Source organism: Streptomyces sp. MB09-02B (genome assembly GCF_033794485.1).
Classification (GTDB): domain Bacteria; phylum Actinomycetota; class Actinomycetes; order Streptomycetales; family Streptomycetaceae; genus Streptomyces.
This window is the reverse complement of record NZ_JARGEE010000148.1, coordinates 1-19,717: the sequence shown is the minus strand read 5'-3', so window position 1 is coordinate 19,717 and position 19,717 is coordinate 1. Positions and strand designations below refer to the sequence as shown.

At 71.2% G+C, this 19,717-nt stretch carries 19 protein-coding genes; 8 read left to right on the top strand and 11 right to left on the bottom strand.

Going from position 1 to position 19,717, the window contains the following annotated elements; all coding sequences use genetic code 11:
- The 5 genes from P1P70_RS21320 to P1P70_RS21300 all read right to left on the bottom strand — a co-directional run.
- The coding region (locus P1P70_RS21320; RefSeq protein ID WP_319240152.1) for a DUF6777 domain-containing protein at positions 1 to 1,338 on the bottom strand (1,338 nt) is incomplete at its 3' end.
- A 206-nt stretch (positions 1,339 to 1,544) separates the two neighbouring features.
- Complete coding sequence (locus P1P70_RS21315; protein WP_319240150.1) at positions 1,545 to 2,489, bottom strand: cytochrome c oxidase assembly protein; 945 nt, start codon at positions 2,487 to 2,489, stop codon at positions 1,545 to 1,547.
- 202 nt (positions 2,490 to 2,691) lie between these two features.
- Positions 2,692 to 3,717: a 6-phosphofructokinase gene (locus tag P1P70_RS21310; protein WP_319240148.1), complete on the bottom strand. Its 1,026-nt coding sequence runs from the start codon at positions 3,715 to 3,717 to the stop codon at positions 2,692 to 2,694.
- A 244-nt stretch (positions 3,718 to 3,961) separates the two neighbouring features.
- Entirely contained in the window at positions 3,962 to 4,690 is a 729-nt protein-coding gene (locus tag P1P70_RS21305; RefSeq protein WP_045562347.1) for a type 1 glutamine amidotransferase, read from the bottom strand.
- Between the two features lie 48 nt (positions 4,691 to 4,738).
- The gene (locus P1P70_RS21300; RefSeq protein WP_215451357.1) at positions 4,739 to 5,977 is read right to left on the bottom strand and encodes a Mur ligase family protein; all 1,239 of its coding nucleotides are present in this window, start codon (positions 5,975 to 5,977) and stop codon (positions 4,739 to 4,741) included.
- A gap of 152 nt (positions 5,978 to 6,129) precedes the next feature.
- Here P1P70_RS21300 and def point away from each other — a divergent pair, with 152 nt between their 5' ends.
- Positions 6,130 to 6,669, top strand: coding sequence for a peptide deformylase (gene def, locus P1P70_RS21295; RefSeq protein ID WP_319240144.1), 540 nt, complete (start codon positions 6,130 to 6,132; stop codon positions 6,667 to 6,669).
- Positions 6,670 to 6,788: 119 nt separating this feature from the next.
- Here def and P1P70_RS21290 read toward each other — a convergent pair whose 3' ends face one another.
- Complete coding sequence (locus P1P70_RS21290) at positions 6,789 to 7,433, bottom strand: TetR family transcriptional regulator (RefSeq protein ID WP_319240142.1); 645 nt, start codon at positions 7,431 to 7,433, stop codon at positions 6,789 to 6,791.
- A gap of 173 nt (positions 7,434 to 7,606) precedes the next feature.
- On the opposite strand from P1P70_RS21290, the gene P1P70_RS21285 reads away from it, so the two are divergent.
- Both P1P70_RS21285 and P1P70_RS21280 read left to right on the top strand, forming a co-directional pair.
- On the top strand, positions 7,607 to 8,833 hold the full coding sequence (locus P1P70_RS21285; RefSeq protein WP_319240140.1) for an acyl-CoA dehydrogenase family protein: 1,227 nt from the start codon (positions 7,607 to 7,609) through the stop codon (positions 8,831 to 8,833).
- A gap of 154 nt (positions 8,834 to 8,987) precedes the next feature.
- Positions 8,988 to 9,731: a transcriptional regulator gene (locus P1P70_RS21280; RefSeq protein WP_319240138.1), complete on the top strand. Its 744-nt coding sequence runs from the start codon at positions 8,988 to 8,990 to the stop codon at positions 9,729 to 9,731.
- Between the two features lie 9 nt (positions 9,732 to 9,740).
- Here P1P70_RS21280 and P1P70_RS21275 read toward each other — a convergent pair whose 3' ends face one another.
- The 5 genes from P1P70_RS21275 to P1P70_RS21255 all read right to left on the bottom strand — a co-directional run bounded on the left by P1P70_RS21275 (position 9,741) and on the right by P1P70_RS21255 (position 14,551).
- On the bottom strand, positions 9,741 to 9,977 hold the full coding sequence (locus P1P70_RS21275) for a DUF6213 family protein (RefSeq protein WP_319240136.1): 237 nt from the start codon (positions 9,975 to 9,977) through the stop codon (positions 9,741 to 9,743).
- A 25-nt stretch (positions 9,978 to 10,002) separates the two neighbouring features.
- Positions 10,003 to 11,388 (bottom strand): NADP-dependent succinic semialdehyde dehydrogenase, encoded by a 1,386-nt coding sequence (locus P1P70_RS21270; protein ID WP_319240134.1) that lies wholly within the window; start codon positions 11,386 to 11,388, stop codon positions 10,003 to 10,005.
- A 64-nt stretch (positions 11,389 to 11,452) separates the two neighbouring features.
- Positions 11,453 to 11,920, bottom strand: a complete 468-nt coding sequence (locus P1P70_RS21265; RefSeq protein WP_319240132.1) for an NUDIX domain-containing protein — start codon at positions 11,918 to 11,920, stop codon at positions 11,453 to 11,455.
- Positions 11,917 to 13,455 (bottom strand): ATP-dependent DNA ligase, encoded by a 1,539-nt coding sequence (locus P1P70_RS21260; protein WP_319240130.1) that lies wholly within the window; start codon positions 13,453 to 13,455, stop codon positions 11,917 to 11,919. The genes P1P70_RS21265 and P1P70_RS21260 overlap by 4 nt, the downstream gene beginning before the upstream one ends.
- Positions 13,456 to 13,594: 139 nt before the next feature.
- Positions 13,595 to 14,551, bottom strand: a complete 957-nt coding sequence (locus P1P70_RS21255; RefSeq protein WP_319240128.1) for an NAD(P)/FAD-dependent oxidoreductase — start codon at positions 14,549 to 14,551, stop codon at positions 13,595 to 13,597.
- Positions 14,552 to 14,628: 77 nt separating this feature from the next.
- Here P1P70_RS21255 and P1P70_RS21250 point away from each other — a divergent pair, with 77 nt between their 5' ends.
- The 5 genes from P1P70_RS21250 (at position 14,629) to P1P70_RS21230 (ending at position 19,670) form a co-directional block, all read left to right on the top strand.
- Positions 14,629 to 15,234 carry an XRE family transcriptional regulator gene (locus P1P70_RS21250; protein ID WP_319240126.1) on the top strand — a complete coding sequence of 202 codons (606 nt, stop codon included), beginning with the start codon at positions 14,629 to 14,631 and terminating at the stop codon, positions 15,232 to 15,234.
- 114 nt (positions 15,235 to 15,348) lie between these two features.
- Positions 15,349 to 16,326, top strand: coding sequence for an NADPH:quinone oxidoreductase family protein (locus tag P1P70_RS21245; protein ID WP_319240124.1), 978 nt, complete (start codon positions 15,349 to 15,351; stop codon positions 16,324 to 16,326).
- Positions 16,323 to 17,507 (top strand): acyl-CoA dehydrogenase family protein, encoded by a 1,185-nt coding sequence (locus tag P1P70_RS21240; protein WP_319240122.1) that lies wholly within the window; start codon positions 16,323 to 16,325, stop codon positions 17,505 to 17,507. Before P1P70_RS21245 ends, P1P70_RS21240 begins: the two co-directional genes overlap by 4 nt.
- Positions 17,504 to 18,607, top strand: coding sequence for an acyl-CoA dehydrogenase family protein (locus P1P70_RS21235; RefSeq protein ID WP_319240120.1), 1,104 nt, complete (start codon positions 17,504 to 17,506; stop codon positions 18,605 to 18,607). The genes P1P70_RS21240 and P1P70_RS21235 overlap by 4 nt, the downstream gene beginning before the upstream one ends.
- A gap of 193 nt (positions 18,608 to 18,800) precedes the next feature.
- Positions 18,801 to 19,670 carry a phosphatidylinositol-specific phospholipase C/glycerophosphodiester phosphodiesterase family protein gene (locus tag P1P70_RS21230; protein ID WP_319240118.1) on the top strand — a complete coding sequence of 290 codons (870 nt, stop codon included), beginning with the start codon at positions 18,801 to 18,803 and terminating at the stop codon, positions 19,668 to 19,670.
- The last annotated feature ends 47 nt before the right edge of the window (positions 19,671 to 19,717 follow it).

The window sequence follows — 19,717 nt, the reverse complement described above, 5'->3', positions numbered from 1 at the left end:
GCTGGGGGGTGTCGAGGGTTCGGTGGACGTGGGAGCGGAGGTGGGCGTGGGGTCCGGTGAAGGCCGCTCGGTGCTCTGGGACGGTGACGGCGTGAGAGACGTACCGCTCGGGGGTGGGGGAGTGGTGGACTCCGGGGGCGACGACACATCGTCCACCGGGGACGAGCCTCCGTCCGAGGGCGTCTTGCCCGGGTCCGTCGGCGTCGAACTGTTCTCCGTGGGCGATCCGCCCGTCGGCGATCCATCAGAGGAGAAGGAACTGTCCGGCCCCGAGGGCCCTGTCGGCCCCGGGTCCGTGCCCGTGGAGCCGCCGTCCGAGTCCGACCCGCCGTCCGCCTCCGACCCGCTGTCGGATCCCGGGCCATCGCCGGGTCCCGTCCCACCGTCCGAGTCCGACCCGGACCCCGATCCGTCGGTGCCGTCCTCGGAAGTCGTGCCCGGCCACTCCACGTGCAGCGCCACCGGGGCGCCGAACTCCAGCTCGGCGCCGGGCCCGGGGCTCGATCCGGTCACCGGCGCGTCGACCGGTGGCAGCCCGTCCCCCGTGACCGTCACCGCCAAGCCCTGCTCCGCCATGGCCGCGCTCGCCTCACCGAAGGTCATCCCCCGTACCTTGGGTACGGCCTGCCGCGCACGCGTGTCGAACGTCGTGTCGGACTCGCCCGTGGTGCCGACCTCCCGGCTGATGCCCCGGTCGGGGTCCTCGACGTCGACGAGTTTGAGCTCCTTCAGCTGCTCGGGCGCGGGCTTGACGACGACCACCGCAGCCTTGTCGTAGTTCTCCCACTCCTTGTTGTCGCCCCTGAACTCCACCTTGATGCGGTCCGGGTCGGCGGCGAACGAGCGCAGCGGATTTCCGCAGCTGCACTTGACGGCCGGCAGCCCCTGATCGTTCACCAATACCGCGATCCCGGCTTCCAGCAGCGCGTCGAAGGGGACAGCCCTGCCCTTTTTGTAGTCGTGGTTCTTCACGAGGGTGTCGTGGCGCAGGAGAACGGGTGTGAGGTCGTCGAGATAATCCGGGATGCGGTCGACGCCCACTCCGACGATCCGGGACCATTGCTGAGCCTTTTTCTTGTTCTCGGGAGCGGTGAGGAAATCCTCCAGCTTGCCGACATCGCAGATCTTCGGTTTCCGGCTGCCCCCGTAGAGGCCGGGCGTGCTGCCCTGCTGGAGGCCGCTGTGCGGTTCCAGGGACCGCAGGTCGGGCTGGTCCCGGCCGAGCCGTTCGCCCTCGTCGAAGAAGGGGGCGAGGGACGGGACCCCTGCGGCCACCGCCGTCACCGCGAGCAGTGACGGGACCGACTCCCCGCAACCGCTGAGGACCAGTACACCCATCCATAGCAAACATGTTCGTAAGCGTGCGCGCATTGCCATGACCGCTCCCCCTTGCGGTTCCCCCGTCACCCCGCAGAGCGTATGCGAGGCTCACGCATCATGCTACTGAAGGGCAAAGTTTTTCCGTCAAGAGAAATAGAAAGGGGCACGGTTCTGTGGCCAAAGAAAAGAATGGGGGCACAACTGGCAAGAAAAAGAAATGTGGCTCAGCGACTACGAGCGTTGAGTGAGGCCAGGTAGGCGTTGTACGCCTCCAGCTCCTTGTCGCCGTCCCGGTCGGCAGCGCGGTCCGAGCGCCGGGCCTGCCGCTGCTCGGAGTTGTACCACTGGAAGAGCAGCGCCAGCAGCACCAGCACCGAGGGGATCTCGCTGAAGGCCCAGGCGATCCCGCCGGCCGCGTTCTGGTCGGCGAGGGCGTCGATGCCGAGGGAGGCGGGCGGGTTCTCGTACGTCTTGACCATCGGCGCGGACGCCATCATCAGCGCGATGCCGAAGAAGGCATGGAACGGCATGCCCGCGAACAGCTCCAGCATCCGCATCAGATACCCGGGCCGGTGCGGGCCCGGGTCCACGCCCATGATCGGCCAGAAGAAGAACAGCCCCACCAGCAGGAAGTGCGTCATCATCACGATGTGCCCCGGCGTCGACCCCATCAGGAAGTCGAACAACGGCGTGAAGTACAGCCCGTAGAGGCTCGCGATGAACATCGGGATCGTGAACGCCGGATGCGTGACGATCTTCATGTACCAGCTGTGCAGGAACATCAGCAGCAGCTCGCGCGGCCCCTTGCGCCCCTTCCCCGCCACCGGCAGCGCCCGCAGCGCCAGGGTCATCGGCGCCCCCAGCAGCAGCATGATCGGCGCCAGCATGCTGATCACCATGTGCTGCACCATGTGCACGCTGAACATGACCATGCCGTAGTCGTTCAGCCCGGTGCACGTCACCAGCATCACCAGCAGCACCCCGACGACGAACGCGACCGTCCGCCCGACGGGCCACTTGTCTCCGCGCCGCACCAGCCTGCCGACCCCCCAGCCGTAGAGACCGAGGGCCGTCAGACAGGCGACGAGGAAGAACGGATCCGCCGACCACGAGAGCCCCCGCCCGAGCGTGAAGGGCAGAAGCCCCATACCGTGCCCGCTGTGATCCATCCGCCGGCTCCTGTTTCGTGGGGGTTGAGCGCTGTACGTCCGCCCCCAGACTAGAACCGCCCCCGGTCACGATCATGACCGGGGGCAAGCCTTGAAGGGGCGCGGGGCTGTATCGATATGCGGCTCCGCCGCATGGCCGCGATCAACCACGAACGACCCGCAGCCCGCGAACCACCTGCTGGACCGACCTGGCACCGGCGCCCTAAAGCACACACTCCGCTTCCGCGTACCGCTCCGACGGCACCGTCTTCAACGTCTCCACCGCCTCCGCGAGCGGCACCATCACGATGTCGGTCCCCCGCAGCGCGGTCATGTGCCCGAACTCACCCCGGTGCACGGCCTCCACCGCGTGCCACCCGAACCGCGTCGCCAGCACCCGGTCGTACGCGGTCGGCGTACCACCCCGCTGCACGTGCCCGAGGATCACCGGCCGCGCCTCCTTCCCGAGGCGCTGCTCCAGCTCGATCGACAACTGCCGCGCGATCCCGGCGAACCGCTCGTGACCGTAGATGTCCTTGCCGCCCTCGTCGAAGTCCATCGACCCGGCCTTCGGCTTGGCCCCCTCCGCGGCGACGACGATCGCGAACCGCTTGCCCGCCGAGAACCGCTCGGCGACCTTCGTGGTCAACTCCTCGATGTCGAAGGGCCGTTCCGGGACGACGATGGCGTGCGCGCCGGCCGCCATGCCGGAGTGCAGCGCGATCCAGCCGGTGTGGCGGCCCATGACCTCCACCACCAGGACCCGCTGATGGGACTCGGCGGTGGTCTTCAGCCGGTCCAGCGCCTCCGTCGCGACCCCCACGGCCGTGTCGAAGCCGAAGGTGACGTCCGTGACCGCGATGTCGTTGTCGATGGTCTTGGGTACGCCCACGACCGGCAGGCCGCTGTCCGACATCAGCCGGGCCGCCTTCAGCGTGCCCTCGCCGCCGATGGGGATGATCGCGTCGAGCCCGAGCTCCTCGACGTGGCCCTTCGCCCGCGCCACCCCGTCCCGCAGGTGCGAGGGCTGGACGCGGGAGGAGCCGAGGATCGTGCCGCCGCGGGCCAGGATGCCCGCCACGGCGTCCAGGTCGAGCTTGAGGTAGTCGCAGTCCAGGAGACCTTTCCAGCCGTCCCGGAAGCCGATGACCTCGTCGCCGTGGTCGACGACGGCACGGTGCACGACGGACCGGATGACGGCGTTCAGTCCAGGACAGTCGCCGCCGGACGTGAGGACACCAATGCGCATAGCCCGAATACCTTCTCGACGTGGGCCGGGGACCGGACCACGCTGTCCGGCTGGAATCCCCGCCACCCTACCGGCGGCAGGGGGCGGGGCCGTAGCGGGCGTCCGCCTGCTGGACGGCCCCGCACAGGTGAGCGGAGGCCTGGTCAGACGGGCTTTCACAGGTGAGCGAGAGCCACTACGGATGGGCTTTCGTACGGGCACTGAGGAACCGTTTCTCAGGTGCCCCGGCCCCCTGCTCAACGCGCTAAGCGGGCTGCTGGGCCGCCGAGATCCGCTCGTCGCGCAGCGCCTCGAACCAGCGGTCGTCGGTCGGCGGCAGCGCGTTCACGTCCAGTGCCAACTTCAGCAGCAGGTCCGCGATCTGCGGGTTCCGCGCCAGCACCGGCCCGTGCATGTAGGTACCGAACACGGTGTCGTTGTACGCGCCCTCCGTGCCGTCGCCCGTGCCGTTGCCCTTGCCGAGCCGCACGTTCGCGAGCGGGCGGGCGGTGGGGCCGAGGTGGGTGACGCCCTGGTGGTTCTCGAACCCGGTCAGCTGCGGCAGCCCGAGGCGCGGGTCGATGTCCGCGAGGACGTCGCCGACGCACCGCTCGCCCTCGCCCCGGGTCGTGGTGACGTCGAGCAGACCGAGGCCGGGCTCGCGCTGGCCGAGGTCGTTGACGAACTCGTGGCCGAGGATCTGGTACCCGGCGCAGACAGCGAAGACGATCGCGCCGTTGTTCACCGCCTGGTACAGGTGCCGGTCACGGCGCAGGCGCTCGGCCGCCAGCCGCTGCGGCCGGTCCTCACCGCCGCCGATCAGGTAGATGTCGCCGGAGGTCGGGATCGGCTGGTCGCTGCGCACGTCCAGCCGGGCCACGTCCAGGCCGCGCTGCCGCGCGCGGCGCTCGACGACGAGGACGTTGCCCTGGTCGCCGTAGGTGCTGAGCAGGTCCGGGTAGACCCAGACGACCCGCAGACTGTTGTCGCTCATGAAGTCAGTGCCCCTCAGAGTCGTTCATGGTCGTTCGTGGCCGGGTGCTCAGTTGCCCACGCGGCGGCGCAGGTCCTGGAACGCGGTGTAGTTCGCGATGACCTCGATCCGGCCCGGCGGGCACATCTGCACCGCCTGGTCGAGGGTGTCGCAGACCTGGAAGTGCTGACCCGCCACCTCCAGGCGTACCGCGAGGTCCAGCTTGCGGTCGCCGAGCACGAAGATCGGGTGGCCGGTCAGCCGGGTGTAGTCGACGTCCCACAGCCACGAGGTGTCGGTGCCGTCGGCGCCGCGCGCGTTCACCGACAGGATCACCGGCGACGGCGGCGGGTCGATCAGCGAGAACGTCTCCAACCAGCCCGCCGGGTTCTTGGCGAGCAGCAGCCGCAGATCCCGCTGCATGAACTGCACCACGTCGTACCGTCCGGCGACCGCCTGCACCTGGTACATGCGTTCCAGGGCGACCTGCGGCGGCACTCCGAAGACGGCGGCGGTGGCGGCCGAGGAGGCGGCGTTGGCCTTGTTGGCGCGGCCCGGCAGCTGCAGGTGGATCGGCCAGGCCGAACCGTGCGGGTCGAGGACGTGGTCGCCGGAGAGCGCCCAGCTCGGCGTGGGGCGGCGGAAACCGCACTCGCCGCAGAACCAGTCGTCGCCGGGGCGCTGCATCACGCCACCGCAGGACGGGCAGGACCAGGCGTCGTCCTTCCACATCTGGCCGACCGCGACCCAGACCACGTTCGGGGACGACGAGGCCGCCCACACGATCAGCGGGTCGTCGCAGTTGGCCACGACGACGGCCTTGGTGCCGGCCAGGCCCTCCCGCCACGCCTCCGCCATCATGCGGGTCTCGGCGGCACGGTCGAGCTGGTCGCGGGAGAGGTTGAGCAGTGCGATGCACTTGGGGTCGGTGTCCCGCGCGACACCGGCCAGGTACTTCTCGTCGACCTCGATGACCGCGAACTTCGAGTCCGAGTTCCCGGCGAGCGCCGACGTGATGCCCGCGGGCATGTTGGCGCCGAGCGCGTTGGAGACGACCGGGCCCGCGGCCCGCAGCGCCTCGGCGATCAGCCGGGTCGTGGTGGTCTTGCCGTTGGTGGCGGAGACCAGGACGACGTCCAGGCTCTGTGCGAGCCTGGCGAGGAGGTCGGGGTCGAGTTTCAGTGCCACCCGGCCGCCGATCACAGATCCGCTACCGCGTCCCGCGGCACGCGATGCCGCCGCGACCGCCTTGCCCGCCGTCACGGCCAGCTTGGCCCGCGGCGTGAGCGGGTCCGAGTTGCCTGCCATCAGTTCTCGATCCTCCTTGCGTACAGCGCCGCGCCCAGTCCCGGCAACGTGTGGACCAAAGCCTATCGAGATCCACTCACGCGCCCGAATCTCGACCGGGCCGTAACACTGGCCGGACCGGCGATATCGGGTCTGAACGTACCCTTGCGGCCATGCGAAACGGCTCGATTCCCGGCGCCCGAGGGCGCGTTCTCCCCATGGCACTGCTCGGGGACCCCGTATTGCAGGCGCAGTGTGAAGAGGTGACGGAGTTCGGGCCCGAACTGGTGCGGCTTGTGGAGGACATGTTCGTGACGATGTACGACGCGCGGGGGGTGGGGCTCGCCGCGAACCAGGTGGGCCGGGGGCTCCGGGTGTTCGTGTACGACTGCCCGGACGACGAGGACGTACGTCATCTCGGCCATGTGGTGAATCCCCGGCTCGTCTCGACCGGGGGGATCGTACTGCGGGGCCCCGAGGGTTGTCTGTCCTTGCCCGGGCTGGAGGCGGGGGTGGAGCGGTACGACGAGGCCGTGGTCGAGGGGTTCACGGTGGACGGGGACCGGGTGCGGGTGTCGGGGAGCGGGTTCTTCGCGCGGTGCCTGCAGCACGAGTGCGATCATCTTGAGGGCCGGGTTTATGTGGACCGGCTGTCGGGGTGGCGGCGTTCTCGGGTGATGAGGAAGGTCGCGAAGGCGTCGTGGGGGGCGTGAGTTCGTCGGCGGGTGCGGGTTCGGTGGGGCTTCTCGCGCCCACGCGGCGGAGCCGCATATCGATACAGCCCCGCGCCCCTGAAGGGGCGCGCCGCCCGACCATGTGATCAAGGAACCCTCTAGAACCCGGGGCTGCCGACCTTGTCGCCCGCCGCTGCCAGGCGGCCCCAGAGGAGGTCTGCGAGGCTGCGGACCAACTCGGCGCGGGTGAGGGGTTGTTCGCCGAGCCACCAGTCGCCCGCCGCGTGCATCATGCCGACGATTCCGTGGCCCCATACACGTGCCAGTTGGCGGCTGTCGGGGCCGAGGTCGAGGCGGTCCTCGATGACCGTGCCGAGTTCCTCGCCCATGCGCCGCAGGAGGGGGGCCGAGTGCTTGCCCACGTCGAAGCCCTGGTCCCCGGGCTGGCCGCCCTCGGCCGGGTGCATGAGGAAGCGGTACACCTGGGGGCGGGCCTCGATGGCGGCCAGATAGGTGTCCAGGGTCGCCTCGACGCGCTCGCGGCGCTCCGCCGGGGCGTCCAGCGCGGCCCGCAGGGAATCGAGGAGCGCGTCGGTGTGCCGCTGGGCGAGAGCGGCGTAGAGTCCGCCCTTGTCGCCGAAGTGGCGATACAGGATCGGCTTGGTGATGCCGGCCTCGGCGGCGATGGCGTTCATCGACGCTCCGGGGCCGTCGCGGAGCACGACTCGGTCCGCGGCCTCCAGCAGCTCGCGCCGACGGCGGTCGGCGGACCGCTCCTGGTCGGTCCGCTGCGTGGTGTCCATGAGTCTCTCCCCCAAATACTGATGACAGTGACGCCCTGCGCAAACTAACACTGATTGGCACGACCGGATCGAACGGGCTACCGAGCCCGCCCAGGGAGTTGACTTTTCCTACCGACCGGTAACAGACTCCAGTTACCGCAGGTAACATCTTAGTGCAGTGCTGGAGGCGCGTCATGGCCGAGTTCACCATGGAACTCAACGAGGAACAGCGAGAGGTCCGCGACTGGCTCCACGGATTCGCCGCCGATGTGATCCGCCCCGCGGCCGCCGAGTGGGACGAGCGCGAGGAGACCCCCTGGCCGGTGATCCAGGAGGCCGCCAAGGTCGGCATCTACTCCCTCGACTTCTACGCCCAGCAGTACTTCGACCCCACCGGCCTCGGCATCCCCATGGCCATGGAGGAGTTGTTCTGGGGTGACGCGGGCATCGCCCTGTCCATCGTCGGCACCGGCCTCGCCGCCGTGGGCGTCCTCGCCAACGGCACCGAGGAGCAGATCGGCACCTGGATCCCCCAGATGTACGGCGACGCCAACGACGTCAAGGTCGCCGCGTTCTGCTCCTCCGAGCCCGACGCCGGTTCCGACGTCGCCTCCATGCGCACCCGCGCGGTCTACGACGGGGCCAAGGACGAGTGGGTCCTCAACGGCACCAAGACCTGGGCGACCAACGGCGGCATCGCCAACGTCCACGTCGTCGTAGCCGTGGTCGACCCCGAGCTCGGCTCCAAGGGTCACGCGTCCTTCATCGTCCCGCCGAACACGCCCGGTCTGTCCCAGGGCCAGAAGTTCAAGAAGCACGGCATCCGCGCCTCCCACACCGCCGAGGTCGTCCTGGAGGACGTGCGCGTCCCCGGCTCCTGCCTGCTCGGCGGCAAGGAGAAGCTCGACGAGCGTCTGGCGCGGGCCCGGGAGCGGGCCAAGGCCGGCGGCGAGCGTGTGAAGAACGCGGCCATGGCCACGTTCGAGGCGTCCCGCCCGGCCGTCGGCGCCATGGCCGTGGGCACGGCCCGGGCCGCATACGAGGTCGCCCTCGACTACGCCAAGACCCGAGAGCAGTTCGGCCGGCCCATCATCGACAACCAGGGCGTCGCCTTCCAGCTCGCGGACATGCGGACGTCTGTCGACGCGGCGCGGCTGCTGGTGTGGCGGGCGTCCTGGATGGCGATCAACGGCAAGCAGTTCACGGCGGCCGAGGGGTCCCAGTCGAAGCTGTTCGCGAGCGAGACGGCGAAGAAGGTGACCGCGCAGGCGATCCAGATCCTGGGCGGCAACGGGTACACGCGGGAGTACCCGGTCGAGCGGATGCACCGGGACGCGGCTATTTACACCATCTTCGAGGGTACGAGTGAGGTGCAGCGGCTGGTGATCGCCCGGACCTTGTCGGGGATGCCGATTCGGTAGCGCCGTGGGGTGTGACTGTGTCGGTCGGGCTGCGGGTGATTCGTGGTTGCTCGCGCCCACGCGGCGGAGCCGCGTATCGACACAGCCCCGCGCCCCTGGAGGGGCGTGGCTGTTGCACGGCGGTGATGACACAGCAACCCGACGGGAGTGCTCGATGACGCGTACGGCCGGAGAAGTGCTGGAAGCGATCACCGCCAGGCTCGCGCCCGATCCGAGCGACAACCCCCTGCTGCCCCTGATCGCCTCCGGCACGGCCGGGCTCGGCACCCTCGCCGTGCTCGCGTTGGAGCAGCGGCTCGTCATCGCCGCCGACCTGCGCTCCTTCCGCCACCTGGCCGAGCGGTCGGCCGCCGAGGAGCCGGCCTGTGCGCCCTTCTTCGGGATGCTCGCGGAAGGGGAGGCGGTGGCGGCTCAGCGGCTCGGGGCGTTCGTCGCGGCGTGCGGGGTGGACGAGGAGAGTGCGGCGGCGTATGAGCCGCTGCCCGGCTGCCAGGCCTACCCGTCGTACGTCGCCCGGCTCGCGCTGGGCGCGGCCCCGGCCGACGTTCTGCTCGCCCTCAGCGCCAACTTCTCGTCCTGGGGCGGTTATTGCGCGACGATCGCGAAATCCCTCCGCGAGCACTACACCTTCACCGATGAGGCCTGCGGCTTCTTCGACTTCTTCGCCGAACCGGCCCCGGAACTGGAGGACCGGGCCAGGGCGGCGGTCCGGACGGGGACCGACACGGGGCAGATCGACGAAGAGGCGGCCTACCGATACGGCCGCCTCCTGCAGAGCTACGAGTCCATGTTCTGGCACACACTCGCGCCCCGTCAGGGGCACGGGGCTGTGTCGATGGCGGCTCCGCCGCGTGGGCGCGAGCAACCACGAACGACCCGCAGCCGACCTACGACCTAGAAGCGGCCCCTAGCCGGAGGCGCCGCCGCTGCTGTGTGCGATGCACGCCACGTCGATCCGGTCCGCCAGCTTCGCCAGTTCGATCGTGAGCGCCGCCACCGTGTCCTCGTCGAGGTCCTCACCCGCCTCCACCAGGTGCAGCCATCGCCCGCCCACCGTCCGCAGCAGCTTGCTCACATCGGCCGCAGACACCTGTAGGGTCCCGCGGTCGTCGACGATCAGAGGCAGAGTCACTTCGCGGTTCACAACGGGGATCGTAGCCGCGGAACGTTCACGCCCCGTGCCACACGGTGGTGATGTTGCAGAACTCCCGAATTCCGTGTCCGGACAGCTCACGCCCGTATCCCGACCGCTTGACCCCGCCGAACGGGAACGCCGGGTGGGAGGCGGTCATCCCGTTGACGTAGACCGCGCCCGCGTCGAGGTCCCGGACGAAGCGGTCGACCTCGGCGCTGTCCCGGGTCCACACGTTGGAGCTCAGCCCGAAGGGCGTGTCGTTGGCGATCGCGATCGCTTCGTCGAGGTCGGCGACCCGGTACAGCGTGGCGACGGGACCGAAGGTCTCCTCCTGGTGGACGCGCATCTCGGGGGTGATGTCCGCGAGGACGGTCGGCGGGTAGAACCAGCCGGGCCCGTCGGGCCGTTCGGCGCCGCACAGGACGGTGGCCCCGCTCTCCACGGCCTCGTCGACCAGTTCCTCCAGGTCCTTCCGGCCCCGCTCGCTGGAGAGCGGGCCGACATCGGTGCCCTCGTCCAGCGGGTCGCCGACCTTCAGCGCCTTCATCGCCTCGACGAACCGGTCGGCGAAGGAGTCGTAGACGTCGGTGTGCACGATGAACCGCTTGGCGGCGATGCACGACTGCCCGGTGTTCTGCACCCGGGCCGTCACCGCGATCTCGGCCGCCTTCTCGACGTCGGCGGACGGCATCACCACGTACGGGTCGCTGCCGCCCAGCTCCAGGACCGTCTTCTTGACCTCGTCCCCGGCGACCGAGGCGACGGCCCGGCCGGCGGGCTCACTGCCGGTGAGGGTGGCGGCCTTCACCCGGGGATCGCGCAGGATGTCCTCGATGGCGCCCGAGCCGACGAGCAGGGTCTGGAAGCAGCCCCCGGGGAAGCCCGCCCGGCGGAAGAGGTCCTCCAGGTAGAGCGCGGTCTGCGGGACGTTGGACGCGTGCTTCAGCAGGCCCACGTTGCCGGCCATCAGCGCGGGCGCGGCAAAGCGGATCACCTGCCAGAGCGGGAAGTTCCACGGCATCACGGCGAGCACCGGGCCGAGCGGCCGGTAGTGGACCAGGACCCGGGAGGCGCCCGAGTCCTTCACGTCCGCGTCGGACGGCTCCACGTCGGTGAGCAGCACCTCGGCGTGGTCGGCGTACCAGCGCATCGCCTTCGCGCACTTGGCGGCCTCGGCGCGGGCCTGCCTGACGGGCTTGCCCATCTCCGTGGTCATCGTCCGAGCGACGTCCTCGGTGTCCTCGTCGAGGAGCTCGGCGGCCCGGCGCAGCAGCCGGGCGCGTTCCGCGAAGGAGGTGGTCCGGTAGGTGCGGAACGTGGCGTCGGCGGTGGCGAGGCGGTGCTCGATCTCCTCCTCGCCCAAGGCGTCGTACGTCTTGAGGGTCTCGCCGTTCGCCGGGTTGACCGTGGCGATGGGCATGCTTGCCTCCTGCGTGGGCTGTCCTTCGACCTTCCCGCGCGACGGCGCACGCCGCAACGCGGACTCAGTCCGAGTGCTCCAGGAGACGGTCGAGAAACTCCGCCTGCGCCGGGACGATCACGGCGCGGGCCCGTTCGACGGTGAGCCACTCCACGCGGTCCAGCTCCGGGAACTCCTGGAGCTGTCCCGACCTCGGCGGCCACTCCATGCGGAACGTGCCCGGGACGACGGTCGCCGGGTCGAGGTCCGCCTCGATGGCCCAAGCGGTGACGATCTTGCCGTTCTTCTGCCGCACCTCGCCCAGCGGTACGGCCTCCCCGTCGGGCGGCGCCAGCCCCAGCTCCTCCTGGAACTCCCGGCGGGCCGCGTCCCAGGCGGGCTCGTCCGGTTCGTACTCGCCCTTGGGCACGCTCCACGCCCCCGCGTCCTTGTGCGCGAAGAACGGGCCACCCATATGGCCGAGCAGCACCTCGACGCCGTGCTCGGTGCGGCGGTGGAGCAGCAGGCCGGCACTGCGCTTGGGCGTGGTCAACGGGTCACCTCGGGGTGTGCGGCGAGCAGGGCCTCGACCGTATCGGCTTCCGCGGGGGTCTTGTCCTCGCGGTACCGGATCACGCGGGCGAAGCGGAGGGTGACGCCTGCCGGGTAACGGGTGGAGCGCTGCAGGCCGTCGTAGGCGATCTCGACGACGAGTTCGGGGCGTACGGTCACGCCCCACCGGTGCTCCTCCACGGCCAGCTCCGTCAGCCGCTCGGTCTGCCAGGCCAGCAGCGCGTCGGTCATGCCCTTGAAGGTCTTGCCGAGCATGGCGAAGGAGCCGTCGGCGGTGCGGGCGCCGAGGTGGAGGTTGGAGAGCCTGCCCGTGCGGCGGCCGTGGCCCCACTCGGCGGCCAGGACCACCAGATCGAGGGTGTGCACGGGTTTGACCTTCAGCCAGGACGCCCCGCGCCGGCCCGCGCTGTAGGGGGCGTCGAGGGCCTTCAGCACGACGCCCTCGTGGCCGCGTTCCAGGGTGGCGGCGAGGAAGCGCTCCGCCTCAGCGAGGTCGCCGGGGCCGTCGACCAGGGTGCGCCGGACGCGCATCGGCTCGGGGACGAGACGGGCCAGTTCGGTGTGGCGGTCGGTGAAGGGCAGGTCCAGCAGGTCCTGGCCGTCGACGGAGAGCGCGTCGAAGAAGACCGGCGAGACGGGTACCTGCTCGGCCACCGTCGCCACGTCCAGCCGGGAGCCGACCCGGCCGGCGGTCTCCTGGAAGGAACGCGGCCGTCCGCTCCCGTCGAACGCGATCACCTCTCCGTCGAGGATGAACCGCTCGCCCCGCAACTCCAGTGCGGCGGCGGTGAGTTCGGGCAGCCGGTCGGTGATGTCGTCCAGGGTGCGGGTGTAGAGGCGTACGCGGTCGCCGTCGCGGTGGACCTGGACGCGGATGCCGTCGAGCTTCTCCTCGACCGCGCACGTGCCCAGCTTCGCCACGGCCTCCGCCACGGAGGTCGCGCTGTGCGCCAGCATCGGCTGGACGGGCCGCCCCACAGTGAGCCGGAACCCTTCGAGGGCCGACGAGCCGTCCGCCAGCAGGGCCTGGGCCACGGTCTGGAGCGAGCCGGCGAGCATCACCGCCCGGCGTACGTCGGTGGCGGGCGCCCCGGTGGCGCCGGCCAGCCCCTCCACGGCGAGGGCGTCCAGGGCGCCTTGGCGCACCTCACCGGTGAGCAGGCCGAACAGGTAGCGCTGCTCGTCCTCCGTGGCCGCCGCCAGCAACTCGCCGACCAGGCGCCTGCGTTCGGCCTGCGAACCGGTGCCGGTGACCGCGCCGATCACCGTCAGCCGGGCGTCCACCTCGCGGACCGTGAGGGTGGCGGTGGTGGCCGGCAGGATCTGCTGGTCCAGGACCTTCCAGCCGATGCCGAGTCTGCCCTGGGGCAGCCGGCCCGCGAGGTACGGGATGACGATCGGGACGTCCGCCGCGTCGGCGTCCCGGAAGAGTTCGGCGAGCAGGGCGGTCTTGCGGGACCGGGCCGAGGTGGCGGCGATCTCTTGCGACACGCGGGCGAGCCGGGCGAAGAGCATGGAGCCATGGTCCTACGGAGTTTCGTCGGGCGCCCATTGGGGTGGGGGTGCGGGGTTCGTCGGCGGGTGCGGGTGCGTCGTGGCTTGTCGCGCAGTTCCCCGCGCCCCTGCGGGCGATGGCCCTTCGGGCCGATCGCCCCTAGGTCCGGGTCGCCGCGTCCAGGTCCGTCATCAGGAGGTCTCCGTTGATGGTCGCGCCTGCTCGGTAGCCCGAGGAGGCTGCGTTGATCACTTGTTCGGAGAAGCCCATCGCGTTGCCTGCGGCCCAGACCTCGGGGACCGTGGTCCGGCCGGTCGGGTCGATGACGGGGTAGGCGCCGAAGGGGGTCTCGTCCAGGTCGGCGCCCAGTTTCTCCAGCAGGCCGGTCTGCGGGATCGGGCGGGGCGCGGTGAAGAGCACCGAGCGGGCGTGGGTCGTGCCGTCGGCGAGCCGGACGCCGGTGAGGCGGTCGTCCTCCACGACCAGGCGGGCGACCTCGCCGGGGACCACCGAGACCCCGGCTGCCGCGAGGCGGCGCAGGTCGTCGTCGGAGAGGTCGCTCTCGGGGACCTCGTGCAGGAACAGGGTCACGTCCTTGGACCACTGGGAGACCATCAGGGTCTGGTGGACGCTCATCGGAGTCGTCGCCAGGACGCCGAAGGGCTGGTCGCGGACCTCCCAGCCGTGGCAGTAGGGGCAGTGCAGGACGTCCCGGCCGAAGCGTTCGGCGACGCCGGGGACGGCCGGGAGCTCGTCCTTCAGGCCGGTGGCGACGACCAGGCGCCGGGCGCGCGCGGTCCGTCCGTCGGCGAGGGCGACGGTGAGGCTCCGGCCGTCGTCCTCCCGGGTCACGTCGACCGCCCGGCCCCGGACCAGTTCCACGCCGTAGCGGGCGATCTCCTCCCGGCCCACGGCCAGGAACTCCGCCGGGGACATCCCGTCCCGTGTCAGGAAGCCCTGCATGTGCGCGGCGGGCGCGTTGCGGGGCTCGCCCGCGTCGACGACCAGGGTGCGGCGCCGGGCCCGGCCCAGGACCAGGGCGGCGGAGAGCCCCGCCGCGCCGCCGCCGATGACGATCACTTCGTACTGCTCGGGCGCTTCGTACTGCTGGGTCATGGTGACCACCTCCATGACCGACGGTCGCGCGGGACTGCCGTATTGACAAATGCCTTTGCCGAAACTGCAATGAAGGTATGAGCGGTACGAGTGACACGAGCGAGGGTGCGAGCGGCACGGACGAGGTGCTCGCCGGAGTCGGGCCGCGGTTGCGGCGGATCCGCAAGGAGCGGGAGGCGACGCTCGCGGGGCTGTCGGAGGCGACCGGGATCTCGGTGAGCACGCTGTCGCGGCTGGAGTCGGGACTGCGCAAGCCCAGCCTGGAGCTGCTGCTGCCCATCGCGCGGGCCCATCAGGTGCCGCTGGACGAGCTGATCGGGGAGCCGCCGGTGGGCGATCCCCGGGTGCGGTCGAAGCCGATCCAGCGGCACGGGCGGACGTACTGGCCGCTCACCCGGCAGCCGGGCGGGCTCCAGGCCTTCAAGGTGCTCGTGCCGCAGTCGCAGCAGGAGCCGGAGCCGCGGACCCATGAGGGCTACGAGTGGCTGTATGTGATGTCCGGGAAACTCCGCGTCGTGCTCGGCGAACATGATGTGGTGATGGTGGCCGGGGAGGCCGCCGAGTTCGACACCCGGGTGCCGCACTGGTTCGGGTCCACGGGGGAGGGGCCGGTGGAGTTCCTCAGTCTGTTCGGGCCGCAGGGGGAGCGGATGCACGTACGGGCCCGGCCGGCACGGTCGTGACGCACGCTACTGGCACCGGACGGTTCCCCGGAGGGCAAGCGACCGCTTAGTATGCATGCGGCAGTCGGGCCCGGGCCCGACGAAGCAGTCCGAAGCAGTCCGTGGAGGCACCGCATGCAGGCATGGCAAGTGCACGAGAACGGTGAGCCGAGCGAGGTGATGCGGCTCCAGGACGTCGAGCGGCCCACGCCCGGTGACGGCCAGGTCCTGCTGAAGGTGCGCGCCGCGAACATCAACTTCCCCGATGTGCTGATGTGCCGGGGGCACTACCAGGTCCGGCCGCCGCTGCCGTTCACGCCCGGCGTGGAGATCTGCGGCGAGACGGAGGACGGACGCCGGGTCATCGCCAACCCGGCGCTGCCCCACGGCGGTCTCGCCGAGTACGCGGTCGCCGACGCCGCCGCGCTGCTGCCCGCGCCCGAGTCACTGGACGACGCCGAGGTCTCGGCCCTGCACATCGGCTACCAGACGGGCTGGTTCGGCCTCCACCGCCGGGCCCGCCTCGAAGCGGGGGAGACCCTGCTCGTCCACGCTGCCGCCGGAGGGGTCGGCAGCGCGGCGGTGCAGCTCGGCAAGGCGGCGGGCGCGACGGTCATCGGTGTCGTGGGCGGCGCCGACAAGGCCGCCGTGGCCCGGGAGCTGGGCTGCGACGTGGTGATCGACCGGCGGAGCGAGGACGTCGTCTCCGCCGTGAAGGAAGCCACCGGAGGCCGGGGCGCGGACGTGATCTACGACCCCGTGGGCGGCGAGGCCTACACGCAGTCGACCAAGGTCGTCGCCTTCGAGGGACGCATCGTGGTCGTCGGCTTCGCCAGCGGGACGATCCCCAGCCCCGGCCTCAACCACGCCCTCGTCAAGAACTACTCGATCCTCGGCCTGCACTGGGGCCTGTACAACACCAGGAACCCGAAGCTGGTCCAGCACTGCCACGAGCAGCTCACCGAGCTGGCGGCCCGGGGTGTCGTCAAGCCGCTGGTGAGCGAGCGCGCACCGCTCGACGGGGCCGCGGCCGCCGTGCAGCGCGTCGCCGACGGCGTGACCACGGGCCGGGTCGTCGTGGTGCCCTCGCTGGAGAACGGAGCCGCCGCATGACCGACGCAGCCGACCTCAGGCGCCGCACGGCCGAGTTGCTGGCCGCGTACCCGCCCGCCACCACCGACAAGCTGGACTTCCTGCGGGCCCGCTTCGACGCCGGGCTCGCCTGGGTGCACTACCCCGAGGGCCTCGGCGGACTCGGCGCACCCCGCTCCCTCCAAGCCGTGGTGGACGCCGACCTGGAGGCGGAGGGCGCCCCCGACAACGACCCGCGGCGCATCGGCATCGGCCTCGGCATGGCCGCGCCGACGATCCTCGCCTACGGCACCGAGGAGCAGAAGCGGCGGTTCCTGCGGCCGCTGTGGACCGGTGAGGAGGTCTGGTGCCAGCTCTTCAGCGAGCCCGGCGCCGGATCCGACCTCGCCGCGCTCGGCACCCGGGCCGTCCGTGAGGGCGACGGCGGCTGGGTCGTCAACGGGCAGAAGGTCTGGACGTCCAGCGCCCACATCGCCCGCTGGGCCATCCTCATCGCCCGCACCGACCCGGACGTGCCCAAGCACCGCGGGATCACCTACTTCATCTGCGACATGACCGACCCCGGCGTCGAGGTCAGGCCGCTCAGGCAGGTCACCGGCGAGGCCGAGTTCAACGAGGTGTTCATCACCGACGTCCGCATCCCGGACGCGCGCCGCCTCGGCGAGATCGGGGACGGCTGGAAGGTCGCGCAAACCACCCTCAACAACGAACGCGTCGCCATCGGCGGAATGCGGCTGCCCCGCGAGGGCGGCATGATCGGCCCCGTCGCCCGGACCTGGCGCGCACGCCCGGAACTGCGCACCCACGACCTCCACCAGCGGCTGCTGAAGCTCTGGGTCGAGTCCGAGGCCGCCCGGCTCACCGCCGAACGGCTGCGGCAGCAGCTCGTCGCCGGACAGCCCGGCCCCGAGGGCGCCGGCATGAAGCTCGCCTTCGCCCGCCTCAACCAGGAGATCAGCGGCCTGGAGGTCGAACTCCGGGGCGAGGAAGGCCTGTTGTACGACGACTGGACCATGCGCCGACCCGAACTGGTCGACTTCGTCGGCCGCGACGCCGGCTACCGCTACCTCCGCTCCAAGGGCAACAGCATCGAGGGCGGGACCACCGAGGTCCTGCTGAACATCGTCGCCGAGCGCGTCCTGGGCCTGCCCGGCGAACCGCGCACCGACAAGGACGTCGCGTGGAAGGACCTCGCCCGATGAGCACCCAGCCGAACCGGCGCGCCGAGCCCGACCTGCTGTACTCGGAGGACGAGGAGGCCCTCCGCGCCGCCGTCCGCGACCTGCTGACCGACCACTGCGACGCGGCCGATGTCATCGCCCGCGTCGAGTCGAACGCCCCGCACGACCGTGAACTGTGGAAACTGCTCGCCGACGGCATGGGCCTCGCCGGGCTGCTCGTCCCCGAGGAACTGGGCGGCCAGGGCGCCACGCACCGCGAAGCCGCCGTCGTCCTGGAGGAGTTGGGGCGGTCCGTCGCCCCGGTGCCGTATCTCACCAGCGCCGTCGTCGCCACCGAGGCACTGCTGGCCGCCGACGCCGACGACCTGCTCGGCGAGCTGGCTTCGGGGCGGCGGATCGGCGCCCTCGCGGTCGCCCTGAACGTCCCTGCGGGCAGCGCCTACAAGGTCGTACGGTTCGAGGACGGCGCCCTGCACGGCGAGCTGACCGGCATTGCCGACGCGGCCGTCGCCGATGTGCTGCTGGTGCCCGCCGACGACGGCGGCCTCTACGCGGTCGACGCCTCCGCCGTGACCGTCACCCCGCAGGTGTCCCTGGACCTGACCCGGCCGCTGGCGAAGATCACGCTCGACGGCGCGCCGGGCCGCCTCCTCGGGGACGCCGAGCCCGCCGTACGCCGCGCCCTGCGGGCCGGGGCAGGCATGCTGGGCTCCGAGCAACTCGGCCTCGCCGAATGGACGTTGACCGAGACGGTCCGCTACCTCAAGGAACGCAAGCAGTTCAACCGGCCGGTGGGCGGATTCCAGGCGCTCAAGCACCGCCTCGCGCAGCTGTGGCTGGAGGTCGTCAACCTGCGGGCCGCCGCCCGGAACGCGGCCGACCAGCTCGCCACCGCGGGCGACGACGCCGACCTCGCCGTGGCCGTCGCCCAGGCCTTCGCGGCGCCCGTGGCCGTCCACGCGGCCGAGGAGGCGCTGCAACTGCACGGCGGGATCGGCATGACCTGGGAACACCCGGTCCACCTGTATCTGAAGCGGGCGAAGGCCGACTCGATCGCGTACGGCACGGCGGGCGCCCACCGGGCGGCCCTGGCCGAACTGGTCGACCTCCAGGCCCCCTGACGTACAGCGGGAGAAGCGCGAGGAAAGCCCGTCCCACCTGGGGCGGGCTTTTCCGTGCGCGTCCGGTGGCCCGGGTGAACACGGGTGAACGCACGACGGCGGTCCGGCCAACTCCCCGCACGGACCTGCTCGTCGGCCCCTTCCGGCTCGCATACTCGCTGGGTCCGCAACCGGCCCACCCGGGAGGCAGAGCATGGCCCTCACCACCCGTCGCAGAGTCCTCACCACCCTCGGCGCCGCCCTCACGGGCACCGTCGCCCTGCCCGCCACTAGCGCGCTGGCCGGCGAACGGCAGCACCGGCCGCGCCCGCTGTGGCGGGCCCACGCGCACAACGACTACGAGCACCCGCGGCCCCTCCTCGACGCCCTCGACCACCGTTTCGGCAGCGTCGAGGCCGACATCTTCCTCGTCGGCGACCAGCTCCTCGTCGCCCACGACCCCGCCGATCTCGACCCCGCCCGCACCCTTGAAGCCCTCTACCTGGACCCGCTCGCCGCCCGCGTCCGCGCCCACCACGGTTCGGTGTACCGGGGACACCGCAGGCCGCTGCAGCTGCTCATCGACATCAAGACCGAGGGCGCCTCCACCTACCGTGAACTCGACCGTCGTCTGCGGCGATACCGGCACCTGTTCACCACGTACGCGCACGGCCGGGTGCACCCGGGCGCGGTCACGGCCGTGATCTCCGGGGACCGGGCCGCCCGGGTGCCCATGGAGGCGCAGACCGTGCGGCGCGCCTTCTACGACGGGCGGCTCGCCGACCTCGTGTCCACGACGCCCGCGCCTGCCTCCTTCATCCCGCTGATCTCCGACAACTGGCTGCTCAACTTCACCTGGCAGGGCGTCGGTCCGTTCCCGGACGCCGAGCGCGCCAAGCTCCGGAAGATCGTCTCGACGGCGCACGGGCGCGGGCAGAGGGTGCGGTTCTGGGCGACGCCCGACCAGGCGGGGCCGGCCCGGGACGCGCTGTGGGGCGAACTGCTCGCGGCCGGGGTCGACCACTTCAACACGGACGACCTCGCGGGGCTCGAAGCGTTCCTGGACGCCCGCGCGGCGGCGTAGCCGCGAGGAGGTGAGACCGGGGCGCCTGATGGGGTGGGGGTCGGGTG

Bases quoted from the DNA above. Each gene is read 5' to 3' on its own strand.
- P1P70_RS21305 (WP_045562347.1), bottom strand. From the start codon at position 4,690: ATGAGCGACAACAGTCTGCGGGTCGTCTGGGTCTACCCGGACCTGCTC.
- P1P70_RS21290 (WP_319240142.1), bottom strand. From the start codon at position 7,433: ATGGACACCACGCAGCGGACCGACCAGGAGCGGTCCGCCGACCGCCGT.
- P1P70_RS21280 (WP_319240138.1), top strand. From the start codon at position 8,988: ATGACGCGTACGGCCGGAGAAGTGCTGGAAGCGATCACCGCCAGGCTC.
- P1P70_RS21230 (WP_319240118.1), top strand. From the start codon at position 18,801: ATGGCCCTCACCACCCGTCGCAGAGTCCTCACCACCCTCGGCGCCGCC.
- def (WP_319240144.1), top strand. From the start codon at position 6,130: ATGCGAAACGGCTCGATTCCCGGCGCCCGAGGGCGCGTTCTCCCCATG.
- P1P70_RS21285 (WP_319240140.1), top strand. From the start codon at position 7,607: ATGGCCGAGTTCACCATGGAACTCAACGAGGAACAGCGAGAGGTCCGC.
- P1P70_RS21315 (WP_319240150.1), bottom strand. From the start codon at position 2,489: ATGGATCACAGCGGGCACGGTATGGGGCTTCTGCCCTTCACGCTCGGG.
- P1P70_RS21240 (WP_319240122.1), top strand. From the start codon at position 16,323: ATGACCGACGCAGCCGACCTCAGGCGCCGCACGGCCGAGTTGCTGGCC.
- P1P70_RS21260 (WP_319240130.1), bottom strand. From the start codon at position 13,455: ATGCTCTTCGCCCGGCTCGCCCGCGTGTCGCAAGAGATCGCCGCCACC.
- P1P70_RS21245 (WP_319240124.1), top strand. From the start codon at position 15,349: ATGCAGGCATGGCAAGTGCACGAGAACGGTGAGCCGAGCGAGGTGATG.
- P1P70_RS21250 (WP_319240126.1), top strand. From the start codon at position 14,629: ATGAGCGGTACGAGTGACACGAGCGAGGGTGCGAGCGGCACGGACGAG.
- P1P70_RS21255 (WP_319240128.1), bottom strand. From the start codon at position 14,551: ATGACCCAGCAGTACGAAGCGCCCGAGCAGTACGAAGTGATCGTCATC.
- P1P70_RS21310 (WP_319240148.1), bottom strand. From the start codon at position 3,717: ATGCGCATTGGTGTCCTCACGTCCGGCGGCGACTGTCCTGGACTGAAC.
- P1P70_RS21300 (WP_215451357.1), bottom strand. From the start codon at position 5,977: ATGGCAGGCAACTCGGACCCGCTCACGCCGCGGGCCAAGCTGGCCGTG.
- P1P70_RS21270 (WP_319240134.1), bottom strand. From the start codon at position 11,388: ATGCCCATCGCCACGGTCAACCCGGCGAACGGCGAGACCCTCAAGACG.
- P1P70_RS21235 (WP_319240120.1), top strand. From the start codon at position 17,504: ATGAGCACCCAGCCGAACCGGCGCGCCGAGCCCGACCTGCTGTACTCG.